The organism is bacterium (genome assembly GCA_020444325.1).
GTDB lineage: Bacteria > Bacteroidota > Ignavibacteria > SZUA-365 > SZUA-365 > BM516.
Genome location: JAHLLD010000002.1, coordinates 74915 through 100250 on the forward strand (window position 1 = coordinate 74915; position 25336 = coordinate 100250).

General features: G+C 55.7%; 16 protein-coding genes and 1 tRNA gene. 7 read left to right on the plus strand and 10 right to left on the minus strand.

The genetic code is table 11. The features are described 5' to 3' along the window. Positions 1-8: 8 nt before the first annotated feature. The 3 genes from KQI65_03145 (at position 9) to KQI65_03155 (ending at position 5624) form a co-directional block, all read left to right on the plus strand. Positions 9-3740, plus strand: coding sequence for a molybdopterin-dependent oxidoreductase (locus KQI65_03145; protein ID MCB2203718.1), 3732 nt, complete (start codon positions 9-11; stop codon positions 3738-3740). Between the two features lie 316 nt (positions 3741-4056). Next, positions 4057-4587 carry a thioredoxin family protein gene (locus tag KQI65_03150; GenBank protein ID MCB2203719.1) on the plus strand — a complete coding sequence of 177 codons (531 nt, stop codon included), beginning with the start codon at positions 4057-4059 and terminating at the stop codon, positions 4585-4587. Positions 4588-4676: 89 nt separating this feature from the next. Continuing rightward, positions 4677-5624 (plus strand): hypothetical protein, encoded by a 948-nt coding sequence (locus KQI65_03155; protein MCB2203720.1) that lies wholly within the window; start codon positions 4677-4679, stop codon positions 5622-5624. A gap of 86 nt (positions 5625-5710) precedes the next feature. Here the strand turns inward: KQI65_03155 and purM are convergent, their stop codons facing one another. Together purM and KQI65_03165 are read right to left on the minus strand one after the other, a co-directional pair. Continuing rightward, positions 5711-6700, minus strand: coding sequence for a phosphoribosylformylglycinamidine cyclo-ligase (purM, locus tag KQI65_03160; protein MCB2203721.1), 990 nt, complete (start codon positions 6698-6700; stop codon positions 5711-5713). 517 nt (positions 6701-7217) lie between these two features. Then, positions 7218-7290 (minus strand) — tRNA-Gly (locus KQI65_03165). 142 nt (positions 7291-7432) lie between these two features. On the opposite strand from KQI65_03165, the gene KQI65_03170 reads away from it, so the two are divergent. Continuing rightward, positions 7433-9427: a hypothetical protein gene (locus KQI65_03170; GenBank protein MCB2203722.1), complete on the plus strand. Its 1995-nt coding sequence runs from the start codon at positions 7433-7435 to the stop codon at positions 9425-9427. A 34-nt stretch (positions 9428-9461) separates the two neighbouring features. Here KQI65_03170 and KQI65_03175 read toward each other — a convergent pair whose 3' ends face one another. The 4 genes from KQI65_03175 to KQI65_03190 form a co-directional block, all read right to left on the minus strand. Next, on the minus strand, positions 9462-10469 hold the full coding sequence (locus tag KQI65_03175; protein MCB2203723.1) for a potassium channel protein: 1008 nt from the start codon (positions 10467-10469) through the stop codon (positions 9462-9464). Between the two features lie 68 nt (positions 10470-10537). Continuing rightward, a complete protein-coding gene (locus KQI65_03180; GenBank protein MCB2203724.1) occupies positions 10538-11215 on the minus strand; it encodes a response regulator transcription factor in 678 nt (225 codons plus the stop codon). Then, positions 11212-13719 (minus strand): PDZ domain-containing protein, encoded by a 2508-nt coding sequence (locus KQI65_03185; GenBank protein MCB2203725.1) that lies wholly within the window; start codon positions 13717-13719, stop codon positions 11212-11214. The genes KQI65_03180 and KQI65_03185 overlap by 4 nt, the downstream gene beginning before the upstream one ends. A gap of 158 nt (positions 13720-13877) precedes the next feature. Further along, on the minus strand, positions 13878-15845 hold the full coding sequence (locus KQI65_03190) for a 5'-nucleotidase C-terminal domain-containing protein (protein ID MCB2203726.1): 1968 nt from the start codon (positions 15843-15845) through the stop codon (positions 13878-13880). A gap of 203 nt (positions 15846-16048) precedes the next feature. Here KQI65_03190 and KQI65_03195 point away from each other — a divergent pair, with 203 nt between their 5' ends. Beyond that, positions 16049-17038, plus strand: a complete 990-nt coding sequence (locus KQI65_03195; protein ID MCB2203727.1) for a methyltransferase — start codon at positions 16049-16051, stop codon at positions 17036-17038. Positions 17039-17124: 86 nt separating this feature from the next. Continuing rightward, positions 17125-18435, plus strand: a complete 1311-nt coding sequence (locus tag KQI65_03200) for a hypothetical protein (GenBank protein MCB2203728.1) — start codon at positions 17125-17127, stop codon at positions 18433-18435. Between the two features lie 81 nt (positions 18436-18516). On the opposite strand, the gene KQI65_03205 is transcribed toward KQI65_03200, so the two are convergent. Further along, on the minus strand, positions 18517-19842 hold the full coding sequence (locus KQI65_03205) for a saccharopine dehydrogenase NADP-binding domain-containing protein (protein MCB2203729.1): 1326 nt from the start codon (positions 19840-19842) through the stop codon (positions 18517-18519). A gap of 584 nt (positions 19843-20426) precedes the next feature. Between KQI65_03205 and KQI65_03210 the strand changes: the two genes are divergently transcribed. Next, positions 20427-21371, plus strand: a complete 945-nt coding sequence (locus KQI65_03210) for a bifunctional hydroxymethylpyrimidine kinase/phosphomethylpyrimidine kinase (protein ID MCB2203730.1) — start codon at positions 20427-20429, stop codon at positions 21369-21371. An 18-nt stretch (positions 21372-21389) separates the two neighbouring features. Here the strand turns inward: KQI65_03210 and ablB are convergent, their stop codons facing one another. Genes ablB through ablA form a run of 3 tightly spaced genes read right to left on the minus strand, consistent with a single transcriptional unit; the run spans position 21390 to position 25091 of the window. Beyond that, on the minus strand, positions 21390-22280 hold the full coding sequence (ablB, locus tag KQI65_03215) for a putative beta-lysine N-acetyltransferase (protein ID MCB2203731.1): 891 nt from the start codon (positions 22278-22280) through the stop codon (positions 21390-21392). Positions 22281-22335: 55 nt separating this feature from the next. Further along, positions 22336-23757, minus strand: coding sequence for a sodium:solute symporter family protein (locus KQI65_03220; GenBank protein ID MCB2203732.1), 1422 nt, complete (start codon positions 23755-23757; stop codon positions 22336-22338). Then, entirely contained in the window at positions 23757-25091 is a 1335-nt protein-coding gene (gene ablA / locus KQI65_03225; GenBank protein MCB2203733.1) for a lysine 2,3-aminomutase, read from the minus strand. The genes KQI65_03220 and ablA overlap by 1 nt, the downstream gene beginning before the upstream one ends. Between the last annotated feature and the right edge of the window lie 245 nt (positions 25092-25336).

Sequence of the window (25336 nt, forward strand, 5' to 3'; positions counted from 1 at the left end):
GGTGCACCATGGTAACACTTACGATAAACGGAAAGCAAGTAACCGCATCCCCCGACAAGACCATCCTCCAGGTATGTGAAGATCAGGGTATCGACACGATTCCCACGCTCTGTTACGACGAGAAGCTGCCGCCGTTTGGCTCCTGCTTCCTCTGCGTAGTGGAGATGGAAGGACAGAATAAACTCTTCCCGTCGTGCTCGACCAAGGTCGGCGAAGGCATGGTCATTAATACACAGTCCGAGAAAGTCCGCCGCGCGCGCAAGACCTGTCTCGAACTGATCGTTTCAAATCACTACGCCGACTGCTTCGGCCCCTGCCGCCTCAACTGTCCGGCAGATGTCGACATCCAGGGCTACATGTCGCTCATCAGCCTTGGCAAATTCAAGGAAGCCGTCGCGCTGATCAAGGAAAAGAACCCGTTGCCTTCGGTCTGCGGACGCGTCTGTACTCGCAAATGCGAGGTCAACTGCCGTCGTACGCTGGTCGATTCTCCGGTGGGCATCGATTTCCTGAAACGCTATGTGGCCGATCAGGATATGATCGGTGACATGTGGAAGCCGGAAGTCAAGGACGACAACGGCGTGCGTGTCGCGATTATCGGTGGTGGTCCCGCCGGACTCACCGCGGCGTACTATCTCGCCATTGAAGGGTATCGTCCGGTCGTGTACGAGGCCCTCCCGCATCTCGGCGGTATGCTCCGCTACGGTATCCCCGAGTACCGCCTCCCGAAGGAAGTGCTCGACAAGGAAATCAGCTGGATTACCGATCTCGGTGTGGAAGTACATACCGGCCGCATGCTGGGTAAGGACTTCTCGATGGACGATCTCTTTGACCAGGGATTCCGCTCGGTTTTTGTCGCACTCGGCGCACAGATCGGCAAGCCCATGCGCGTGGAAAACGAGGAAGCCGAGGGCGTGCTCTCCGGCGTCGAATTCCTGCGCAACGTCGAGATGAAAACAAATCCTGACATCAAGGGACGCGTGGTTGTGGTCGGTGGTGGTAACACCGCGATCGATGCTGCCCGCACGTCGCTTCGTCTCGGTGCGAAAGAAGTCGTGCTGCTGTATCGCCGCACGCGCAATGAGATGCCCGCCAACGAGATGGAAATCGTTGCCGCCGAAGAAGAAGGCGTGAAGATGGAATTCCTCGCCGCGCCGACGAAAGTCAACGTGGAAGAGGGACGTATGAAATCCCTCGAATGCCTTCGCATGGAGCTCGGCGAGCCCGACGAAAGCGGCCGTCGCCGTCCGGTGAAGATCGAAGGATCCGAATACACGCTTGACTGCGACTGGATCATCTCTGCTATCGGACAGGAGCCGGATCTCGACGGTGTCGATACGGTCGAAGACATCCAGGTGACCAAGTGGAAAACCATCGAAGCGAAGTCCGGCACGTTTGAAACCGATCGTCCGGGTGTGTTCTCCGGTGGTGACGTGGTCACGGGTCCCGCTGACGCGATCGATGCCATCGCCGCAGGACGCATGGCTGCCCGAGCGATCGACAAATATGTGCAGACAGGCATTGTGGAACCCCTGACCGACCGCTTCGAATCCAAGCGTGACAACTTCCATAAAATGACACGCGAGGACATCCCTCTCGTCAAGGAAAGCACGCGTCATCACGCAGAGGAGATCCCTGTCGCCGAACGCCTCAAAGGTTTTGGTGAAGTGGAGAAAGCCTACAGTGATGAAACCGCATTTGAAGAAGCGCTTCGCTGCGCGGAATGCGGCTGCGATGCAGGACTCTCCTGCCGTCTGCAGGATTACTGCACTGAGTACGGTGTGGATCAGACACGCTTCGTGGGTGAGTTCAACCGCTACACCCCCGACACGCGTCATCCCTTCATCAAGATTGATTCGAACAAGTGCATTAACTGTGGCCGCTGCGTCAATACGTGCAAGGACATCCTGAACGTGGCCGCGCTCGGATTCGTCAACCGCGGCTTCCGAACCATCGTCAAGCCGGCGATGGAGAAAGCCCTGCACGAAACCAATTGCGTGAGCTGCGGTAACTGCATCGACGTGTGTCCTACCGGCACCCTCGTCGAAAGAATGCCGTTCCGTCGTTCGGGTCCCTGGCAGATGGATGCCGTCTTCAACGTCTGCAACTACTGCTCGGTTGGCTGCAACGTCACGCTGAAAGTGAAAGCCCCGGATCTGTTTTACGTCGTCGGCGCAGCCCCCGACATGGCTCCGAACTTTGGCGAGCTGTGTGTGAAGGGACGCTTCGGCTATCAGCATTATCTCGATGGCAGCCGCGTCAAGAAGCCGATGGTTCGCAAGGACGGCGAACTCGTGGAAGTCTCCTGGGAAGAAGCCTTTGAGGCCATTCACAAGGGACGTAAGCGCATTCTTGAGGACTACGGCGCAGACAGTGTGCTCGTATCCGCTTCGCCGAAGCTGACGGACGAGGAACTCTATCTTGCCGGTCGCTATGGACGCACCGCACTCGAGACGAACAACCTCGTTTCCTTCCACAAGCTCGTCAGTGGTGCCGATTATCACGCACTCGATGAGATGCTCGGAAGCACGCTTGCCAGCGTGAGTGTCGAAGAAGTCGAAAACGCAGATCTCTATCTGTTCCTCGGTGGTAATCCCACCAACGAGAATCCTGTCATGGGCTGGCGGGTCAAGCGTCGCATGCGCCAGGGCACGGAAGCGATCGTGATCAACAGCGCCGAGATCGACCTCGTACCGCATGCCAGCGTGTGGGCGGATCCTCGTCGCGGTACCTCGACCAAGCTGCTCAATGGTGTCATTGCCGAGCTGCTGCGCCGTGGTGGGATCAATGAAGACTTCATCGGACGCCGCACCGCGAATTTCGATCAGGTGAAGGCGCAGCTCGAGAGCATTGATCTCTCCGATGTCGCGAGCGTCACCGGCGTTCCGGAAGTGCAGATCACCCGTATTGTCGAGCTTCTGCTCGATCCCGAGAAGAAGGTGGTCGCATGGTATAACCTCGACAGCAGGCTCGACCGTGCGAACGACGATCTGAAGGCTCTGGCGACGCTGATGATGATGCTCGGCAAGATCGGCGTTGAAGGCTCCGGTATCGCGCTGTTCACCAGCGAGTGCAATCACACCGGAATGAGCATCGCCGGTTTCGACCGCCAGATGCTGCCGGGTGGTGCAAACATCAAGAACGAGCGCATCCTCGATGCCGTCAATCGCTTCTGGAAGCACGACATCAGCAAGGTGCTTGAAAGCGGCACGAACATCTCCCGGAAAATCCGCGAAGATAAAATCCGCGCCGCCTTCGTCCTGGGTGAGAATCCTTCCGCATCGGAAGACTACAATGCCTTCATCAACAATCTGGAATTCCTCGTCGTGGCAGACATGTACCTGACGGAGACCGCCCAGATGGCAGATGTATTCCTCCCGATGTCGAGTTATCTCGAGAGCAAGGGACACCTCACGAACTGGGCCGGTGTGCGTCAGCAGACCAATCCCATCGGTGAGCCCGCCAACGGGATGTCGAACATCGAACTGCTGCGCAAGCTTCTCGAGATGGAAGGACTCAAGCCGGAATTCAACGGCTACGAGGACCTCTCGCAGGAAATGATGTCCTTCATCCGTCAGCAGGGACTCGAAGGCCGCATCGACCGCACCTTCCCGACCGATGACGGTAAGGCACACTTCATCCTCTACTCCGATCAGGTACTCGCAACCAGCGCCAAAATCCCTCACGTGCTCGAAATCGACGCACGCATGGCAGAACGCACCACTCTGATCGAGGCTTAAGAGGAATAAGGTTCTCAGTTTATGCTGAGTATTTGTTAGAGCGCTCCAGTTCACGCACACTGGAGCGCTTTTTTATATACGATGGCGATGGCGAGAGCGAAATCGATCGTCGAAATCGAAATCGATCGTCGAAATCGAAATCGATCGTCGAAATCGAAATCGATCATCGAAATCGAAATCGATCATCGAAATCGAAATCGATCATCGAAATCGAAATCGATCATCGAAATCGAAATCGCCCTCGCCCTCGTATTCAAATCTCCCTTTCCTGGTATCCCATATCCTGCTATCTTATTCCTTACACCACAGTACGACAATGCGCATATTATCCCATTTTACATACAGGCCCGACCGCTGGCGACAGCTGGTGTGGTTTTGTGTGTTGCTGCTTTGCTGCGCGACGGTTGCGAGTGCGCAGGACAAGCAGAAGCTGTACGATCCGGAAGCGGATGCGATGGCGCAGGTGGATGAGGCGGTGCATCGTGCTGAGCGGGAGCAGAAGCATGTTCTGATTCAGGTTGGCGGTAACTGGTGCAGCTGGTGCCGAAAGCTGGACAGAACGATGTCGGCGAACAGGGTGATTGATTCGCTGCTGCAGACCGACTATGTGCTGCTGCGTGTGAACTACAGCAAGGAAAACCGGAATATGGACGTTATGGAGCGGCTCGCCTGGCCGCAGCGTTTCGGTTTCCCGGTTCTTGTGGTGCTGGACGGTGAAGGGACGCGGCTGCATACGCAGGACAGCGGCCTTCTCGAAAAGAACGGGGGACATGATCCGGAAGCGGTAGCACGCTTTCTGAAATTGTGGAGCCCATCAGCACTCGCTGCGGAGAGTTACAGAAAATAATCCGCTGCTGCACGTGCAGGCGTGCAACAAGCGGAGTATTGTGCTGTATATGAGGAAGGGGAATGATATCAGTCAGAATGTGATGAGCCATGCCTTACAAACAACCACCGCTGCAACCCGACGAACAAACCGCTCGCAGCATATTTGATCGTAATATCACAAACAGTATGGCCGTGAACAGCGGCGCGTTCGAGGAAGTACTCGCGGATATTATCACACAGCTCGAATCACCACCGAAAATTGGTGATCGCTATCTCACGGCCTGGGATATGGCGAGACGTATCGCCGAAGCCATGACAGAAGGCTTCGCCGGCCTTCCACCGAACGGGTTTGATTTTGCATGCTGGCTCTGGGAAGCCGCACCGCTGCATGTCGTCGAAATCCCGCAGGCGAATTCCATCGGGATTTCGCATGGGTATCGATACGGGGTCATTCATCTGCGGAAAATTGCGGCCATGATTGCCGGACATTACGTGCAGCAGCAGCCGCAGAAAGCGTCCGTGGTGATTGAACTCATCGATATGAGCGTCGACTGGGTGGATGCCAGGAATCTGATCAACTACGCGATGATTGACTACTACACGCAGCATTTCGTGCTCGAATATCAGAACCTTCAGGAATTACTGGACCATCCGCGCGTCTGGCGAAAGCTGATTCCGCTCGGTGTCGCAGCGCGTATCGTCGGTACGCAGCCATCGCTCACACCCAGCGCATTCGATCTCGTGGCAGGTGCCTGCGGCTACATGGATGATGAACGCGTGTACGACGCCATGCGCTACGTCCTGCGCGTCGGTGGCCTGTACGGGGATCAGAAGAGCGTTCTCGCTTTCCTCTCAAGCCTGCGCACATCGACGCAGAAGGAGGTCCGCGGACTCGTCTGCGATTTCATCCGTAACCCCAAGCTGCGCTGGGATCATGTCTCCCGAGAGGATGTAACCTCGATGCTGCTCTCCTGGAAGAACGGAAGTGACGCGACACTCGAAAACAGCTGCATCGATGCTGCCCTGCAGCGTCTTGTCGTTGCGAAAGCCGGCTGAAACTTCCCTCATACCCGAAAATGGAAAGCGTCATGTCCCGTCTGATCGGAACATGACGCTTTCATATTCATCCAAAAGCGTGCAGGTCAGGCAGCAACCACTTCGCCCATTATGACCGGCTGCTCGTCCGCAAGTGTGGACATCAATCCATCCGCCGCGTCTTTGTCAACAATACAGATCATGCCAATGCCGAGGTTGAATGTGCGACGCATGTCCTCTTCCGGCACTTTGCCGAGTTCCTGAATCATCGAGAAGATGCGTGGACGCTCCCAGGCGTCCCATGCGACACGCAGGGCGAGCTGCTCAGGCATCACACGTGAGGTATTGCCAATGATCCCGCCTCCTGTGACATGGGAGAGCCCGTGGATGGTGCCCTCGGAGAGCAGGGGAAACAGGGGCTGATAATACGACCGGTGCACAGCAAGAAGGGCATCGGCCAGCGTCCCGCCGAGATCATCGAAATGTGCGTCTATGGCGAAGTGAGGCAGCAGGGCTGCACGGGCCAGAGAATATCCGTTGGTATGCAGTCCCGTCGAGGGGAGTCCGATCAGGACATCGCCTTCGCGGACGTTTTCCCTCCGCAGGATGCTCGATTTTTCAACCAGTCCCACGATTGTCCCGGCAATATCATACTCCGTCGGAGCGTACATACCCGGCATCTCCGCCGTTTCTCCGCCGATCAGCGCACAGCCGTTTTCGCTGCATGCCTTGACAAAACCATTGATAACCTGTTCCGCCACGTCCGGATTCAATGTCCCGGTGGCGAAGTAGTCCATGAAAAACAGCGGCTTGGCACCGGTGGTCAGAATGTCGTTAACGCAGTGATTCACCAGATCCTGTCCCACGGTATCGTGACGGTCCGCCAGCGCTGCAATCTTCAGCTTGGTACCGACGCCGTCAACGCTGGATACCAGAACGGGTTCACGATAATCGGTGAAAGATGCATCGAAAAGGGCGCCGAAGCCTCCAATACCGGTCAAGACGCGCGGTCCGTGCGTGCTTTTGACATTCCCGGAAATGCGGCGGACCAGTTCTTCCCCCGAATCGATGTCCACCCCGGCATTCTTGTAGGTCAAAGTCAATTGCTGTTCTCCATTGAATACAAAAAAGCAAATTAGACGTCACACGTGTCAGAAGCAAGAAAGGGACACAGATATTGCGTAGGGGTGAAATAAAATCAGCGAAAACAGCCCAAAATAGAGAGGAACTAAAAAAAATAGCATAGAGGGTTGAATATTTATCACATGTGACATATATTCACAGCAGTTGATATCGAGATTGTAGCTTTTGCCTATTCGTATATAGATTTTTGTTATTGAAAATCCGGTCCCGTTACGGATCGGGTGGCCACACAGAAAGTGGTTTCGAGGTTATCATGGTTGCTTCGAAACCCATTCCGATGGCGCTTACTGAGTAAAGCGGCATCACCTCGTGGATGAAACGTCCCGTTGGCGCGGGACGTTTTTTTATACACTTTTGGAAAGCAGGGATTGAAGGAATTGAGAGGACGATTCTCCCGGGCCTTCACCAGTAGCGTTTCATCTGAAGTGAAAAAAAAGCCGGCACGATTGTACCGGCTTCCTGGAAAGGGTGAGCGGGAGACGGGACTCGAACCCGCGACATTCAGCTTGGGAAGCTGACACTCTACCAACTGAGTTACACCCGCGATATCTGGAGAGAATATAGATGCTTTCTCCCTGGCAGTCAAGATTGGACTCAACTTTCTGCGGGGAAAACTATCCGATATTGGCATGCATTCCCACAAATCATTATGTTTGCCTCGACATCTACCACACAGCACCGCGAATATGCCACAACCCACACTTCGCGAACGTCTCCGGTACAGAAGTGACCAATTCTTCCAGTCCGGTTTCACTCTTCAGCTTTTCATTTCCTCCCTGATCGTCGTCGCCGTTGTCCTGGTGTTCTTCATCATTGTTGAGGTATTCCAGGTGACTCCGGGACCAGACTACGGGGCGGACCCAACAGGTGAGGGACCGTACTGGCCGTCGGTGCGTCTCTGGTGGGTGATTACGCATATACTCGAAACCTACTGGCTGGAGACGGGGACCTTTCCCCAGATTCTGGCGACCCTTCTCACACTGTTCAATTTCCTCGTTTTCGCAGCGATTATCGGTCTCGTCGGTTCACGCATCCAGCAGCGGCTAGAGCAGCTGCGGCGGGGCACTTCACGGGTCGTGGAAGAGGGACATATTGTTATCCTCGGATGGAGCGGGAAAGTCGTTCCCATTATCCGTGAACTTCAGGCGGGTATTGAGAACAGGAAGCAGGTGTATGTACTGCATACCGGAATGCAGATTGACGATGTCGAGACCAGGATGCGGAGAACTTTCGGCAGGGGACGCAGGACCCGATGGGTCATCCGGCAGGGTTCGATGACGGATATCAAAGATCTCGAAGTGCTCAGCATCGAAAGGGCAAGGGTCGTTGTCGTTCTGCAGCGTGACGAGGGCTCGGAGCAGGGCGATGCCCAGGTCGTCAAGAGCGTCATGGCTGCTGCGCATATTATCCGAGACGCCGCGCCTGATGACCGGCGTAAGCCGCAATTGATTGCGGAAATCCTTCATCCCTCAATGGCGCGCCTTGCACGGGCAGCTGCTGGCGATGTCCCTATCAGCATCGTCGAGCCGCTTGAACAGCTGAGCAAGATCATCCTGCAGACGGCACGGCAGCACGGACTCGTGGATGTCTACCGTGAGGTATTCTCGCATACAGGGAACGAGGTACATATCGCCGCGGCTCCTCAGCTCGAAGGACGTACATGGGAGGAGGCCGTGTTCTCCTACCGCAGCGCCATTCCCCTCGGCATCTACAGGGATGGCATGGTGCGGCTGCTGCCGGCATCCGCTGCCGCGGATTTTCGTCTGCGGAAGGAGGATCAGATCATCGCGCTCTCACGCAACGAGAAAGGGATGCGCTGCGCCGATCCGGAACTCCCTGCTACAGCACCGACACCCAACGGTGGAACTGTTCCGGAGGCTGCGCCAGTCAGGCATGTGCTGCTGCTCGGGTGGAATGCAAAAGTGCTGCCATTGTTGAAAGAATACGCCGCGTATGCCCGCGCTCTCGGCAGCTCTTTTTCCATGAAAATTGTCAGTCCTGCAATCCCCGATGATATCTCTGCCGATGTCCTGCAGCACGCTTCCGGCAGTGGACACGAGCTTGCCGTCACCATCACACGCGAAGATTATCTTCGGGAAGGTGTACTCGAGGCGCTGCTCCCGTCAGGATTCGATGCGATTATTGTTCTCGGTGATGTGTGGAAGGACAGTCTCGTCGAGGACCCGGATACGAGAGTGATTATGACACTGCTGCTGCTGCGTTCACAGGGTACTGCACCGTTGCCGTCAGGGGAGGCGCAGGAGGGAATGGCACGGACTGGTTCCAGAAAAATCGTCGGAGAAATTCTCAATCTTTCAAACAAGGAACTGGCGGAATCGACCGGCACCGTGCGGGATGTGATCATCAGCAATGATCTTGTCAGTCGTATTATCGCGCAGGTCAGCAGGGACAGACGACTCGAGCATGTGCTGCGTGACCTGATGGATGAGGAAGGGGCCGAGATCTACTTCAAGCATGCACTGCGTTATGTCCGCGACGACGCGGTTGTGACTTTTGACCAGCTGTTGCGCGCGTCTATCAGCAAGGGTGAGATAGCAATCGGGTATTGCGAAGATGATCCGGTGAGCGGTGAGCGATCAGTGGAGCTGAATCCCGATCGCAGGCACCGGATCCGCATACATGAACGGTTGCACCTGGTGGTGCTGGCCGACAGGGAGTAGCGCGCCGTCCTGACGTGGGACAGGAGCGGGAATGCTACTCTTTCCCTACGCCCAGAAGGGTGGCCAGCCGGTCGAGGTGATGGGCGAATCCGATACAGATGAGCATTGCTCCCGTTTCGAGTACCGTGTCGGGTGAAGGATTGTACTCGAATTCTCCATCCGCCTTTTTTATGGCCAGGACGATGATGTTGAGTTCGGCACGGATGTCGGTATCGCGCAGTGCCTTGTTGGCGTAGACACAGCTGTCCGTCACCTGCAGCGATTCGATTTCGAGATTCTGCGTGCTTTCATCCCTTGCCGCACTGACCACATCCATGAAATTCACGACATGGGGACGCACAACACTGTTGGCGATGTACCGGCCGCCGAGTTCATAGGGGGATATGACTTTGTCGGCACCGGCCTGGAGAAGCTTGTTGGAAGATGCCGCATCACCCGCGCGTGCAACGATACGAATATCCCTGTTCAGATTGCGGACAGACAGTGTGACGTAGACGTTATCCGCATTCGTCGGCAGCGTGGCTACGACAGTCGAGGCATCATCGATGCCTCCCTTGCGAAGCGCTTCGTCATCTGTCGCGTTCCCCTGCACGTAAAGGAATCCCATCCCATCGAGTATCTCAATGACGTCGGGATCGTGTTCGATCACCACGAAGCGCACACCGCGTGCGGCCAGTTGCGTGGCAACCTGTCGGCCGATTCGTCCGTAACCGCAGAGAATAACGTGTCCTGTCAGTTTTGCTATGCTCCGTTCCATGCGCTTTCTCTTGAATACAATCGTACTGATGAAATATTCGATGGCCTGCGTAACCGCATATGCGACGCTGCCGATTCCCGCAATGATGAGGAAGATGGTGAATAGTTTCCCGGCGTCGCTCAACGGAGCGACTTCACGGTATCCGACGGTACCCAACGTGATCACTGCCATGTACAGGGCGTCAATGAACACGTACCCTTCAAGCAGCATATAGCCGCCGGTCCCTATGACCAGGAGGCTGACCATGAAGGAGAGGGCGATGATGACTTTTTTGAACGGGGTCACGTGAGGCTTCCTGCACTCATGGGGAATTCATGCAAAAGATAGAGGGAGCCCGGGGAATATCATAACCGTCAGCCGATGAATTTGTATCCCGCCGTGTGCACGGTCACGAGATGTTGTGGAGATGAAGGGGTTTCCTCGATTTTTTTCCGCAGGGAGAGAATGTAGTTGTCCACCGTGCGTGTGGTTGGATATTGATCATATCCCCACACATCATCGAGCAGCATGTCCCTCGTCACGACTTCATTCCTGTGCACGATGAAGTACTTGAGTACTTCGAATTCCCGTGCGCTGAGGTCGACCCTTTCGCCTTTCTTCGTCGCTTCACAAGTCTTGAGGTTGACCCAGAGATCCCCGGTCGTGAATTCTTCGGGGGTCTGCAGATCGGGGGCGCGGCGCAGGAGCGCCTTCACGCGTGCATGCAGTTCCCGGAGGGAAAATGGCTTGGTCATGTAATCGTCCGCCCCGAGTTCAAGTCCGAGCACCTTGTCCATCTCCGCACTTTTACTGGTCAGCATCAGGATGGGAGTCGTGACGTCTTTACCGCGGAGATCTCTGCAGATCTCCTCCCCGTTTTTTGAGGGGAGCATGAGGTCGAGAATGATGATGTCGGGGCGCAGCTTCAGGGCTTGCTGGTATCCGGCCTCACCGTCCATTTCCTTGTGTACCTCGTAATGCTCGGCGGTAAAACTTGCCTCCAGTCCGGTGATAATGGCGGGATCGTCTTCGATGATCAGGACACGTTTCATGCTTCCTCCACAAGGTGAAGAGTGATGGTAAATGTACTGCCTCCGCCCGGAGTACTGTCGACATGGATCTCACCGCGATGCGCGTCGACGATATGTTTCACGAGTGCAAGTCCGAGTCCCACCCCGCCATGTTCCTGTACGGCTCCGGATCGCGACCGAAAGAACGGTTCAAACAGATGTGCGATATCCTGCTCGTCGATACCGAGTCCCTCGTCAATCACTTTCAACATGGCATGCGAGCCTCTGCGCTCGGTGCGCAGTTCAATGCGCCTCGAGGTCCCGCTGTATTTCATGGCATTCGAGAGCAGGTTGGTCACGGCCTCAATCATGGCATCCGCATCCGCCTCTACCAACAACGGCGCATCATCAAGTGCGCAGATGCAGGAAAATCCCGCGACGCTGAACTGATACTGCATGACGTCGTATGCACGCTGCGCCAGGACATTGAGCTCTGTCACGTCGAAATGATACTTCATCATTCCGCGTTCAATACGGGTGAAGTCGAGCACATTGTTGATCAATCTCCCCAGCCGGTCGCACTCTCCCTGCATGATGCCGACATATTTACGGGATGAGGCATCGTCTTCGGGCAGCTGCTGCTCCAGTAATTCGGAAAAGAGCTTGATGGAAGTCAGGGGTGTTTTCAGATCATGGGAGACGCCTGAGACGAAGAAGCTCTTCATCTGGCTCAGCTCCCGAAGACGCGCAGCTTCACTTTTTTCGAGCAGCAGCTTCTCCTGCAGGCGCAGTCGCTGGAGATGGAGCCCGGCCTGCGTCGTGATGCTGTGCAGCATGTCCATGTCTTCAATGGTGAAACGTGTTCCCGTCCGCTTGTTGCCAAGCACGATGAGTCCGAGAACCTCGCCAGCTTCCTCGCGTATGGTAAACAGCATGACTACGCCAAAGCGGTCGGCGAACTCCATTCGCATCTCTTCGACGTCGCAGCCGTTCTCCATCACGTTCGCCAGGACAATGGGCTTGGAAGGGAGGTCCTGCAGTCGTTCAGGATGCACGGTCAATCCCATGGAGTTCCAGCGTCGGAACCCGGATTTCGCCATGACGTCGAGATGCCTGTCCTCGCGCACCAGAAGCACCATCGCTCCGTGCAGATGCATGACTCCATCGATTCCTCGCACAATTGCCTCCGCAACCTCACCGGGCTCGACGCTGTGCTCGATATCACGGCTGATGCTGGTCAGACTTTTTCTGAAATCATATTCAACCCTGAAAAACCAGCGATCGACGGACTTCTGCACCAGTGAGCGTACGGGGATGAAAAGCAGCAATATCGGGAGCAGCGTCAGAATCGCCAGTAGATACGTGCCCATCGCTGTCGATGGCGTAAGAAGCAGCATCGCTGCGTACAGGATCAGTGCGAAAAGGATAGAAAGACTTGCCACCACGAGTGTGATGACGGTGCCCCGGCGGAAAAAGAATTCGATATCGAAGAATCGATAGCGGATGATGCCGATGGAAATGAAACTGCCCGTCAATACCAGGGAAAGAATCAGGATGCTCTCGTCAAGGCGTACCGTGTCGACGAGGCGGTTGTATTCCGCCGGCAGCAGCCGCGTGACATACTGGGTACTGCCGAGCTGCCAGAGCAGATAGACCAGGATGCTGAAGCCTACGCCGAACACCACCCAGGCGATCTGCTTGCGGATGATCGCATCGCGCGTATTCTGGAATGTCCGCAGCATGATCGCAATACCGATACCGCTGCACACGACCATGAACACCCGTGTGACAGTCAGCGTCCCGAAATACGCACCAGCATGCGCAAGATCGAAGGGGAGTGTTGCGCGGTAGCTCGTGTAGAGTCCTACAACCGTCAGTATCACGCAGGGAATATACATGAGGGAGAGGACCGTGCGTGAGACCGGACGTGGACGTGGAAATACCAGTGAAAAGTGCAGGATCAGCGTCCCCAGAAAGGCATAAATGGAGGGCAGCAGTGCACGCAGCAGATGGCCGAGACCTTCCGGCTCCATCATGAAATACCCGTGCGTCAGCGCGATCACCCCGGCAACCGTGATGGCAAGATGATGAAAGAGCAGGGCTTCGGTATCGGAGGGACGCCGGGAGAGAACGAAAAATGCCAGGGCGAAAAAAATCAGTACCCCGCCGGACTGAATTACGATGTCTGTTGGCGAATAGAAGGACGCGAGCGTGTATGTCGTGTGCTTGAGGACACCGTCCCTGCGGTAGGTGATCGTGACATCACTACCGGCGTGCCGGGTGTCGAGTACCTGCTCGACATCCTCCACCTCGTGCAGTGGATAGCCGTCGACACGCAAGATGACGTCCCCGGGACGAAGGATCTGTTCCATCTTCGATATGGAGGCCACGCTGATGGAATCAGGCGCGATGGAACTGGAGTATTCCCCTTTGAGTTCAGCATGCAGCCCGCCTTTCAGACGGCTCTGTTCAACCCCGGCAACGCAGAGAAGCAGTGCCAGGACGTCCAGGAGTAGCAGCAGCGCTTTGTTCCGAAGAAACGGCATGAGATTCTTCCATTCCAGGGGAAAGAGTGCCCGGAGCTGTTGGGTGCTTGGAAACGGATTATAGAATAATATCTGAATATCCTTTAGTAAAAACAACGGGCCGCCTCCAAATGGAGGCCGCCCGCTGCGTTGTCCGTTTCGTGTGCCGTGCTGGTACATTACCGCGTCTTCAGCATTTTCAGTGTCTGTACTGTACCGTCAGCTGTGAGCATCCTGCAGAAATACATTCCTGAGGGCAATCCGTCTGCGTTGAACAGAGCGGTGTGGACGCCAGTCGTGGCATAACCGTCGTGCAGCGTCGCGACTTCACGTCCGATCACGTCATAGACCTTGACGCTGACTGCCATTTCGCCGTTCACCTCGAACTGCACCGCAGTTTCACCGATGAACGGATTGGGGGAGCTGTTCGTGATCTTCGCCATCGGCGGGGTCGACGCCGTAGGGTTTGGGAGAATCGGGGATGGTGTCGCCACAATACGGCCGGCATGCGGTCCGCAGGGCAGCGAGGTCAGACCGGTACCGACGATATAGTTGACCAGCAATTCAAACTCGGAGTTGGCGTCGGGATAGTAACTCAGATTGCTGTACCCGACACCGAGCGCATTGAGGAACAGTACAACGAGTTCGTTGGTGGCGACCGAGTAGGTAGCTGTCATGTCAAGGGGGCTCCCCTTGAACAGTACGGCCGACAACCGGCTGCCCGCCGGTTTCGTGGGATCGTACACGTACTTGAGATTGCGGCTGACCTGGAGGAAATACTCATCTTCGACGTCGATATCCGCCAGCGTAAATTCGAGACCCTTCGCGAGTTCGGCCCCGGTGATGTCGAAAAGAACGACCGGGAAGCCCATGGCATCCACATCATTTGCACCGTAGCCGATCATGCGAAAGATGTCGACAGGGAGAATCGGTCCGTGATACAGCGCCTGCGCAGTCGATCCACCGGGCTGCAGGCCGATATCCGCACCTGTCATATCCTGAAACGCGTCGGAGACAAGATTGCCCACCCGCGTATCCTTGGGTCCCGGTGTCCGCAGCCTGTGCGCGACCTCGGTGAACGGGCAGCTGCAGCTCGTGATCGGCATGGAGAACATTCCCGGAACGTAGGCTTCTATTCCCTGAACCGCGGGATCCAGTGCAGCGAGCATGGTCTGATCTTCCTGAATGGAAGCATCGAGATCGACGAGCTTGTAGTGCTGCAGGGTAATTTCCCCATTATTCATGCGCAGTTCGATGTTTCCGATCTGACGGTAGAATCCCTCGGTTTGCACGATATAGACATCTTCTCCCGTCATGGCATTCTGGATCACAACCGGTTTCTTTGTCGCGAGGTGGTCATGTCCCCCGACGATGATATTGATCAGAGGAACATTGGTCGCGATGAGCTTGTCGAGCTCCATGCCCATGTGCGAGAGCAGGATGATGTAGTTGCAGTCCTGGTCGACAATCAGATCCTGGGCGATACCCCCAACCTGGGCGAGAACCTGACCGATCTCCGTCTCATCCATTCCGATGATGCGCAGGGGAGACGGCATGGAGGTGGCGTTGGTGGACGGTGTTGTCAGGCCAATGATGCCGATTTTGAAAGGACCACGTTCCACGATGGTGTACGGGTGGATGTGTCCCGCAAGTACCGGTGCGTTGGGGTAGCTCGCCGGGATTTCCAGGTTTGCAGACAGCAACGGGATGTCCGGCTCGTTCACGTAGTCTGGCACCAGGCCAAAGGTGTTGGTGATAACTTCGGTCAGGAGATCGGGACCGGCATCGAACTCGTGATTGCCAAGTGCCATCGCGTCGCAGTTCAGGGCCATCAGGGCTTCGAGGTCAACGGAGCGCTGTGTGCCGGGAGGCAGAGCGAGCAGGTTGAACATGGGATCGCCGAAAAATGCGTCGCCTGCATGCAGCAGCACGGGCGGCAGTGTTTCGCCGTAGCAGGATTGCACATATGTCGCGGCCCGGGCCGCGCCACCGACGAGTCCCTGGCCCGTTTGCGGCGAGCGTGGGGTGCCGGCAAGCATATTCGAATGTGTGTCATTGAGATGCAGAATCGTGAGATACTGGTTTGGCTGTGCCTGCAGCGAGACCACAAGCAACAGTGTCATCAGGGTGGTGAAAATCGACTTCATGATGCGCTCCTTGATCCATTGTTTTTGACAGTAGTTCATTCTGATATTCGTCGATGATGAGCAGGAAACGTCTGTTTGGGATTCGAGAGTAAACATATCAACCCGCCTCCGCGCACTTGTCATGGAAATGTCAAAGAGCTGTCAAATCCCGGTCGCGTGCCGTATTTTTGTCATGGAGAGTTGTTTCAAGCCAAGGAGTCCAGATGTCCAGCATCAGCACAGTGGAAGATGTCTATCGTACCGCAAATGCGTTTCGTCAGAGTCGGGTATTGCTCACCGCGGCTGAAATCGATCTTTTCTCTGCATTGAAATCTGACGGCAGCACTTCGAGCGAAGTTGCCGTACAGTGCGGCACCGATGCCAGAGCGACCGACCGGCTGATGAATGTCCTTGTGGGGATGGGTTTGCTGAGCAAGGCGGACGGGGTATTTCGGAACACGCCGATTGCCGAAAAACATCTCGTTAAATCGAGTCCGGCATATCTCGGCAACATCGCGCATGTGAATAATCTGTGGGATTTCTGGAGTGGACTCACGGGAGCAGTGAAGGCGGGAACATCAACGGTTCGTGACACTCCGGGAGACCGGGATGGTTCCTGGCTCGAATCCTTTATCGCGGCGATGCACCATCGCGGCGTTCCTCAGGCTCCGGGGGATGTCAATCTTATCGATCTGCATGATGCCGCCCGCGTTTTGGACGTTGGGGGTGGATCGGGTGTGTACGCGATGGCGATGCTGCGCGTCAAGCAGGATTTGCATGCGACGGTGTTCGATTTACCGGATGTCGTGCCCCTGACTGCGAGGTATATTGAGGAGAATGGCTTCAGTGCACGCATGGATACACTGGCCGGCAACTATCTGTATGACGATATCGGCAGCGATTACGATCTTGTGTTCCTTTCCGCCATCGTTCACAGTAATACACCTGAAGAGAACGCCCTGCTCGTAAAAAAGTGTGCCACTGCCCTCAATCCCGGGGGACAGCTGGTCATCCAGGATTTCATTATGGAAGAAGACCGGGTGCGTCCCGAACACGGCGCCCTGTTCGCTCTCAATATGCTTGTAGCCACTGCCGGCGGCGATACGTTTACCGCGGAGGAAGTGGAGGGGTGGATGACGGAGGCGGGACTCGTCGATATCATTGTTCGTGACGCTCCCTCCGGTACCACGCAGGTGGTCGCAAGGAAGCCGTAGGCCGTGTGCGCTTTCCCCGGCCCTGTCATCCCGCCGCGAACGCGCATGAATAGTTTAACCGTATTACATTTTCACCTGGGAAGAGCATGAAAAACACCATCGGAATTCGTAGGGAGACCAAGGATCCAACGCAGCAGCGTGTACCGTTGTCACCAGATCAGGTCCGATCACTCGTCAACGATCATGGACTCCGTGTGCTGGTTGAGCGCATGCCGCAGCGCATATTTCCCGATGAAGAATACGCTGCTGCGGGCGCCGAACTGAGCGATGACTTCCGCGATGCGAACATCGTTTTCGGCGTCAAGGAAATCGACACCGAATACATGCTCGACGACATGGCGTACATGTTTTTCTCGCATACCATCAAGGCGCAATCCTATAACATGGATATGCTGCGAAACATGCTGCAGCGAAACATGACGCTATTTGACTACGAGTTGATCAAGGACGCCGAGGGCCGACGCCTCGTGTTTTTCGGGAACTTCGCAGGTTACGCCGGCATGATCGATTCGATGTGGGCCATGGGGAAACGGCTCGAGCATGAAGGGATCGCCTCACCGTTTGCAGGTGTCCGTTATGCCACGGAGTACGGTTTGCTCAGTGATGCGGAACGTGCGTTTCGTGAGATGGGTGAGCGGATCAGGACGGAGGGATTGCCGGAGGAATTGACTCCCTTCATCTGCGGCTTCACCGGGTACGGCAATGTATCGCGTGGCGCGCAGCATCTCTACGATCTGCTTCCCGTGGAAACGATAGCCGCGAAGGACCTGGCAGCGTTTTACCGGCAGGGGACGTTCTCCCGAAACGTAGTCTACAAGGTGGAGTTCAGGGAAGAAGACATGTTCGCTCCGGTGGTGGATGATGCACCATTTGAGCTGCAGGAATTTTATGATATGCCTGAGCGCTACCGTTCCATCTTCGAGCAGTACCTGCCGTACCTAAGCATGATGATCAACGGGATATACTGGGAGCCCCGGTACCCGCGCCTGGTCACCATCGAAGCAGCGAAAACACTGTGGTCCGGCACGCAGAAGCCACGGCTCCGCGTCATCGGAGATATCACCTGTGACATCGATGGTTCCGTGCAGCTGACAGTCAAGGAAACCAACGCACTCAATCCCGTCTTTGTTTATGAGCCAAAATCAGGACAGGTGCGGGATGGACATCAGGGGGATGGCCCTGTCATTCTCGCTGTCGACAAGTTGCCGACGGAACTCCCACGCGAGGCCTCCACGGCCTTCGGGGCAGCGCTGTTGCCGCATGTCCCTGTGCTCGCAGCCGCGGACCTCACCGTTCCCTTTGAAGCGCTGCAGCTTCCACCCGCCCTTAAAAACGCCATCATCGCTCATCGCGGCCGCCTCACCCCCGAGTTCACCTATCTGCAGGAATACCTGTAACGGTGTTCTGCACCCCAAATGCACATCGTCCCCACGCAGAGCGTGGGGACGATGAATCTGCAATCTGTGATTTGCAATCTGCTATTTGATCTCCATCCGCCGGTCGATGAGGGCGATTCCCATGGTCTCGAGTTCGGAGAGGACGGGCTCGTAGATTTCGGGGAGCACGGGGATGTGCACACCGGTGAGGGTGATTTTTTCCTGGAGAATCATTTTCGTGGCGATGGCCGCGGGTAGACTGACGGTGCGGGCCATGGAGCTGTCGCCATCGGGGATGCCGGTGTCGACCATGGTGGAAGTGATTTTCTCCTTTTTACCGTCCGCATACTCCGCAATGAACTCGTGATGCTGAACCAGCAGATCGACTTCGCCCTCGTGATACACGAGCTTGTGCTCGAGAACGTGTGCGAACATATCGAACACGCTGCATTCGCCGAGTGGCAGAAGCTCATCGCTGAGCAGGCCGAGCCACTCGAGCTTCTTGATACTGATGGAGTGTGCGGGGACACCGAGGGAACGTGCGATATCGCCTTCTACGTCGTCGCCGTTGCTGTCGACCAGAGCAGCCAACGCTTCACGCGGGCTGGTTTTGCTGAAATCAAAAGTGCGCTCCTGATCCAGCAGTCCCATATGCTTGTAATAATTCCACGATTCGCAATGTCCGATGTTTCGCAAGGTACCGCGATACATGCTGTCGGCATCCTTGATGCCATAGATATCGAGGTAGGGGAGAGCGTCCCTGTTGACGTAGGCTTCAAAGGTCCCTGCGCCCGGAACATCCAGCAGCCAGTAGTGCTCGAACAACTGCTCGGGGGCAACGTCAACAGTAGCGCCATCGCGACGGTAGCGTCCATTGTTCTTTGCCGCGAGCATGACTCCTACCGGACTCCATGAAAACTTGTATCCCAGCGGATTGTTGTTGTTCTGCAGTGCAGGGAGTCCACCGCAGTAGGAGTAGAAGCTCCGCACTGTACCACCACCGGATTTCACGCCGTTGATAATGCGCATCGCGGCCATGTGATCGATACCGGGATCCACACCGATTTCATTGAGAAACAGCAGGCCCTTTTCCTTCGCTGCCGCATCCAGCGCCTTCATCTCCGGTTTCACGTATGACGTTGTCACGAGATTCTTCTCGAGTTCGAGACAGAGGTGCGCGACGGTGAGATGGTGAATCCAGGGCAGCAGACTGATGACGATATCCGCGCCTGCGATGATGTCACGCAATGCGCTCTCATCTTTGACATCGAGGGCGACAGCGTTGCCACGGGGGTGATTGCTGATCAGTGATTCGGCTTTGCTCACTGTACGCGTTGCGACGGTGAGATGAAATTCCGGTTCTTCGAGGAGATACCGTACCAGAGGGCGTGCGACGAGACCCGCACCCAGCACGAGGACCTGTTTCATGGGAAACTCCTTGTTTCTCGAATGAGAATGTTCGGGATTATTCTATGTGCTGCGAAGCAGCGTGAGGCTGTGATATGACACTCCTGCGGATGGCTTCTATGCAAGACGGTACAGCTGCACCGCACATACAGAAGGCAATATATCCTGTTTTCGTGAAAAATAACACGTATGATACGGAGGTAATTTCATGAAAGTCGAGGGGAAGCGGAACAGATCGTGAAATATTTCTTGGAAGTTCCGGCATTGATCGCTAATTTTATAGCGAATGAATATCCACGACGGATGTTCATGCAAGCGAAGCACATTGGAAGCGTACATTTTGCTTTCTCGAAGCCAGAACCTGCGGACCCAGCCAATCCGCCCAGTACGCGAGCGATGATCAATCGCTTTTCCTGATCCGTTTTTTTCCTGGAGTTCACGGAACCCGGCCGGTAGCCCTTTACCGGCCGGGATCAGGATTCAGGGGATCAGGCTCCCTCCCGAAAAACTACCAACCATATATATCCTGTCAGCCGCCATGTCACGAACTGCCGCGGAGATTCCCTATATTTCGCACTGGCTTCACTTCAGGTATGAGGTATTGTTTGCTCACCATTATCACGCCGTCACCGGACGATAAGAGGATATACCGCATCAGTGCCTTGCGCAGTGGGCAGGTGCATCGAGCACAATCGGTTCTGCGGTACCCATCCGGGAAGGGGGTGAACGCAGCACGGAGCGCGCTCAGGGTGCATGCTGCATCTCCAGAGACGCTTTGTCTCTGTCTGCCGGTGGGAACATCATTTCGAGATGCGCTGGAGCGTGAATTCCAGGATGCAGCTGTGGAATTGCACCTCACCGCGTTGACGCAGGAAACGCGCAGTTGTATTACAGTCCTTGAGGAAGGAGGCTGCGCCACGGAACTGATCGAAGAGGCACAGCCCATGGAGCCGCCTGAAGCTGTGACGTTCAGAGAACGCGCACTGGCATGTTCCCGGAGCGCGTCGACGCTGCTGCTCACGGGCTCGTTTCCCGAAGGACTCGATCAGGACCTCTACTACCACTGCGCAATGCGCGCGCATGACGGTGGTGGACGTGTACTCCTGGACGCACAGGCCGAGGTGCTGCGTCTGGCGCTGCGCGCGGAACCGGAGGTCGTGAAAATCAATCGGGAAGAGCTGGGAAACACCCTGGGTATTCAGATTGAGCGCGAGGGGATACGGGAGGCGGCACGGGATCTGCAGTCACGAGGCGCCCATCATGTCATTGTCACCGATGGTTCGGCCCCGGTTGTCTGGCTCGATGAGCAGGGGTTCCTGCATGAAATTATTCCTCCGAAGGTCGCTTGCGTCAATCCCGTCGGGAGCGGGGATGCAATGTCCGGAGTACTCGCGGCTTCCCTGGATAGTGGGAAAGGGATGGAAGAAGCGCTGCGGCGGGCGGTTGCCGCAGGAAGTGCGAATGCAGCGAGTCTGCTGCCAGGTGAATTCGACTCTGCAATGTGGGAACACCTGATACAGGAAGTGCGCTTCAGCACTGCTTCCGTGTGACCATCGCCCGTATACCGATTACAGACGCTTGTACCACACGTTCATGTTCTCGATGCGGCCTGAGATGTTCGTATTGTTGATCAGCGTCCCTGTATACTCGTAGCCGCCTTTCCCGAACGTAACGTTCATCCCGGTCGATACAGCGCGCGCGATTGTGTAGAGCACAATCATGCCGCGCGACTGCATATCGGCTTCCATCAGGCGGAGAAGATGGAGGGCGATTCCGTGTCCGCGCGCATCAGGGTGCGTCGCGAAATCCGTCATCTCCGCGTTGCGTCCGGCCTTGTCCATTTCAGCGGATGAGGCCGCGACGAGGCGCCCGTCGTCCGTCAATGCCCCATAGTAGGCAATGCTGTCCTCCTCCATCGTATGCACGATGTACTCGCGTTCAAAGATGGGGAAGGGATAGCTCTCGAACACCGTTCCATACAGTCTCGTCAATTGCGCCGCGTCATCCACACCCAGCCTGCGCAGCGTGAAAGGGAGCGCTTCCGCAGCCGCCCGTTCCGCAGTGGAGGTTGCATCAGCCTGCTCCTCGGCAGCCTTGCGACGCGCGAGTGCAACGATATCTTCCATCTGCCTGCGCAGACAGGCTTCCACCTGCCGGCGCTCCTCCTTCAGGTAACGGCCGAGGAAAATGGCGTCATCGGTCCCAGTATAAAAACCCGGAACTTCGGCCTCCTTTGCGAATCCGGCGTGCAGGAAGCCTTCCATTGCCTGCGACGGCACTTTCGCGAAAATCTTGCCGTACTGCTTCTCTTCAGCCAGCGCAACGAGCTCCGTAATGATGCCCGGGTAGTCTTCCGCATTCAGTTTCATCAGGTAGATACGATCGCTGCTCGGACCATGCTGGATGAGGGAGTGACGCAGTTTCTCGATTGTGTCGAAGGGGGAGTTTACAGTGCGCATGAGGATACAGGATTTTAAATTGCAGATTACAGATTACAAATGGGATCACAGGCGATCATGCCGGATCGGGCTTTTCGGTGTCGGTCAACTTTGTCATCACGTAGAATATGATGGCGGAGACGATGAGACCGAAGGCGGTCGGGACGATTCCTCCTGGCAGCGGAACCTCGAAGAGCAGTAGGAGGAGTGTCGTGCTTCCTCCACCGATCATGGACCAGAATGCAGCCTGTGGGCTCGACTTATAATTGAAAAGTGCTGCGAGGGTGGGGACGAACAGTCCTGACACCATAAACGAATATGCGTGGAGAATCAGTTCAAGCACGGTTTCGAACGATGCGGCAATAATGAATGTAATGATCCCGATAAGCAGCGTCACACCACGGGAAATCCACATCATGCGGTGCTGCGGAATGTCGGGCTTCAATCGTTCGATGATATCGTTGACGAAATTCCCGGATGAAGCGATCAGGCAGCTGTCGGCAGTTGACATGATCGCTGAAAAATACGATGCGATGACGATACCGGTCGCGCCGATGGGCAGCGTGCTCTTCAGAAGCATGGGGAGGCCGGTTTCGGGTTCTGCCTCCGGAAAGTATACGCGGGAGACCATCCCCAGGAAGGCACCGAGGAAAGCGATAATGGGGTATTCAAGAACACCTGCAAAATACCACGCCTTCCGGGCTTCCTTCTCATCCTTTGCCGCATAGAGACGCTGATACAGTGTCATCCCTACGAACCAGATTGGGATGATGGTGATGAACCAGTTGAGCAGTTCCACGGCTTCAACATTGTCGAAGGCGAAAAAATGTGCGGGGAGGTGGCGCTCGATCTCTGCGAATCCGCCGAGATCGGAAATCGCGAAGGGAACGCCAAGAAAAAGCAGTCCCCCGAGCAACACAATCCATTGCAGTGTATCAGTATAAATCACTGCCTTGATACCGCCCGCCGCCGTGTAGATAAACATCACGCCCGCCATCAGCAGCAGCGAGAAAAACAGGCCATCCATGCCGAAAGGCTCGGGGGGAATGATGGTCGACGCAGCAAGTTTGGCACCAGCCAGAATCTGTCCGCCGGTAAAACCGAGATAACCAACTCCCGAGATGACGGCAGCGAGCATCGCTACGCGTCCCCCGAACGTGCGTCGCAGCATGTCGGGGTAGGTGAGCAGTTTTTCCTGCGCGTCATATTTTTTTACGCGGGGGATAATCAGCACTGCAGCGAGCCAGGCACCGATCAGACCGGTAAACAGCAGCCAGCTGGCGGACATGCCCATCACGAAACCGAGTCCGCCGAGTCCGATGGAAAATCCGCCACCGACATCCGTTGCGGCAATGGAAAGTCCGAGATGTCCGGCGGTCATGCTGCGACCGCCGACATAATAGTCATCACGGTCCTCGTTCTTGCGCATGAAATAAAACCCGACCGCAAGGACGGCCAGCATATAGAGAATCAGGATTCCGTAGTCTACGACATGCATCAGGAGGGGCCTTCCTCCTCGCCGATATTGCGGCGATTGATGCGTTCATTCGAATCCGGGACAAGGGAAATGACTTCGTCGTTGTCAGCAAGAAGTTCAGCGATACCGACCGAGCGGTACTCGTCTTCCGCAGAATCGACTTTCAGCTGCAGATCGCAGCGTTCACAGTTGCGGTCGCAGAAAACCGGTTCGTAGGAATCCGGCTCCTTGTACGTGGTGATCACGCCTTCATAATTGCGCAGCACGACCTTGTTGGTGGACCACGAAATAAGATAATTGGGCATCACCGGGATCTTGCCCCCTCCGCCGGGCGCATCGATGACATAGGTCGGCACGGAGAAGCCGCTGGTGTGCCCGATCAGGCTTTCGATAATTTCGATGCCCTTGCCGACGGGCGTACGGAAATGCGAAAGTCCTTCTGAAAGGTCGCACTGGTAGAGGTAGTACGGACGCACCCTGTTCTGCACCAGTTTGTGTACCAGGGTTTTCATGATGCGGGGACAGTCATTGACTCCCGCGAGCAGGACACTCTGATTGCCGAGGGGAATCCCTGCATCCGCCAGTTTTGTGAGCGCAGCGCGCGATGAACTGGTGATTTCAACGGGATGGTTGAAATGCGTATTCACCCACACGGGATGATGTTTTTTCAGCATGTTCACCAGTTTGTCCGTCACCCTGTACGGCAGAACCACGGGCATGCGCGTGCCGATGCGAATGACCTCGACATGCGGAATGCTGCGTACCTCCGTGAGAATCCAGTCGAGGTACTCGTCAGTGAGCATGAACGGGTCACCACCCGAAAGAAGGACGTCGCGCACCTCGGGATGCTCGCGTATGTAGGCGAGTCCCTGCTTCACTTCTTTCCGCACGGGAATACGATCCATGTCGCCGACCTTGCGTTTGCGCGTACAGTGTCTGCAGTACATTGAACACACGTTGCTCACGTGAAAGAGCACGCGGTCGGGGTAGCGATGGGTCAGTCCGGGTACCGGACTGTCACTGTCCTCGGCCAGCGGATCGGCCATGTCATATTCGCTGATGACCAGCTCTGACGGCGAGGGAAATGCCTGTTTGAAAACGGGATCGTTGCGATAATCGTCGCCGTTGATCAGCGAGAGGTAATACGGAGTAATCGAAAGCGGGAATTTATCGAGCGTTTTCTGCAGTGCGGCGCGTTCCTCATCTTCAAACTGCACGCCCAGCAGTGTTTCGAAACGGTCAATGCTTCGGATGGAGTGGCGCATCTGCCACTGCCAGTCGTGCCATTTTGAACGCACGGCATCAGAATCAATTTTTTCAGCAATATCCTGCTGCCTGTCGGTATACGTCGACATCAGAGCACCTGGTTGGCTGTTATGAGACAGAAAAAGGGGATTAAGTAAAGGGAGGGGTGTGATAAGGGCCTGCGGAATGTTCCCGTCGTCCATTCGGACCGGGCAGCGTTACCGCATATGCAATGGAAGTCGATACTGACGTTTCACTTCTATGGGACAGCCCTATCCTGTATCAAGTAAAGAAATCAGGGACAAAATCCAAATCCGAACTTTTTTCCTATCTTGACACGTTTACACTGCGAGAA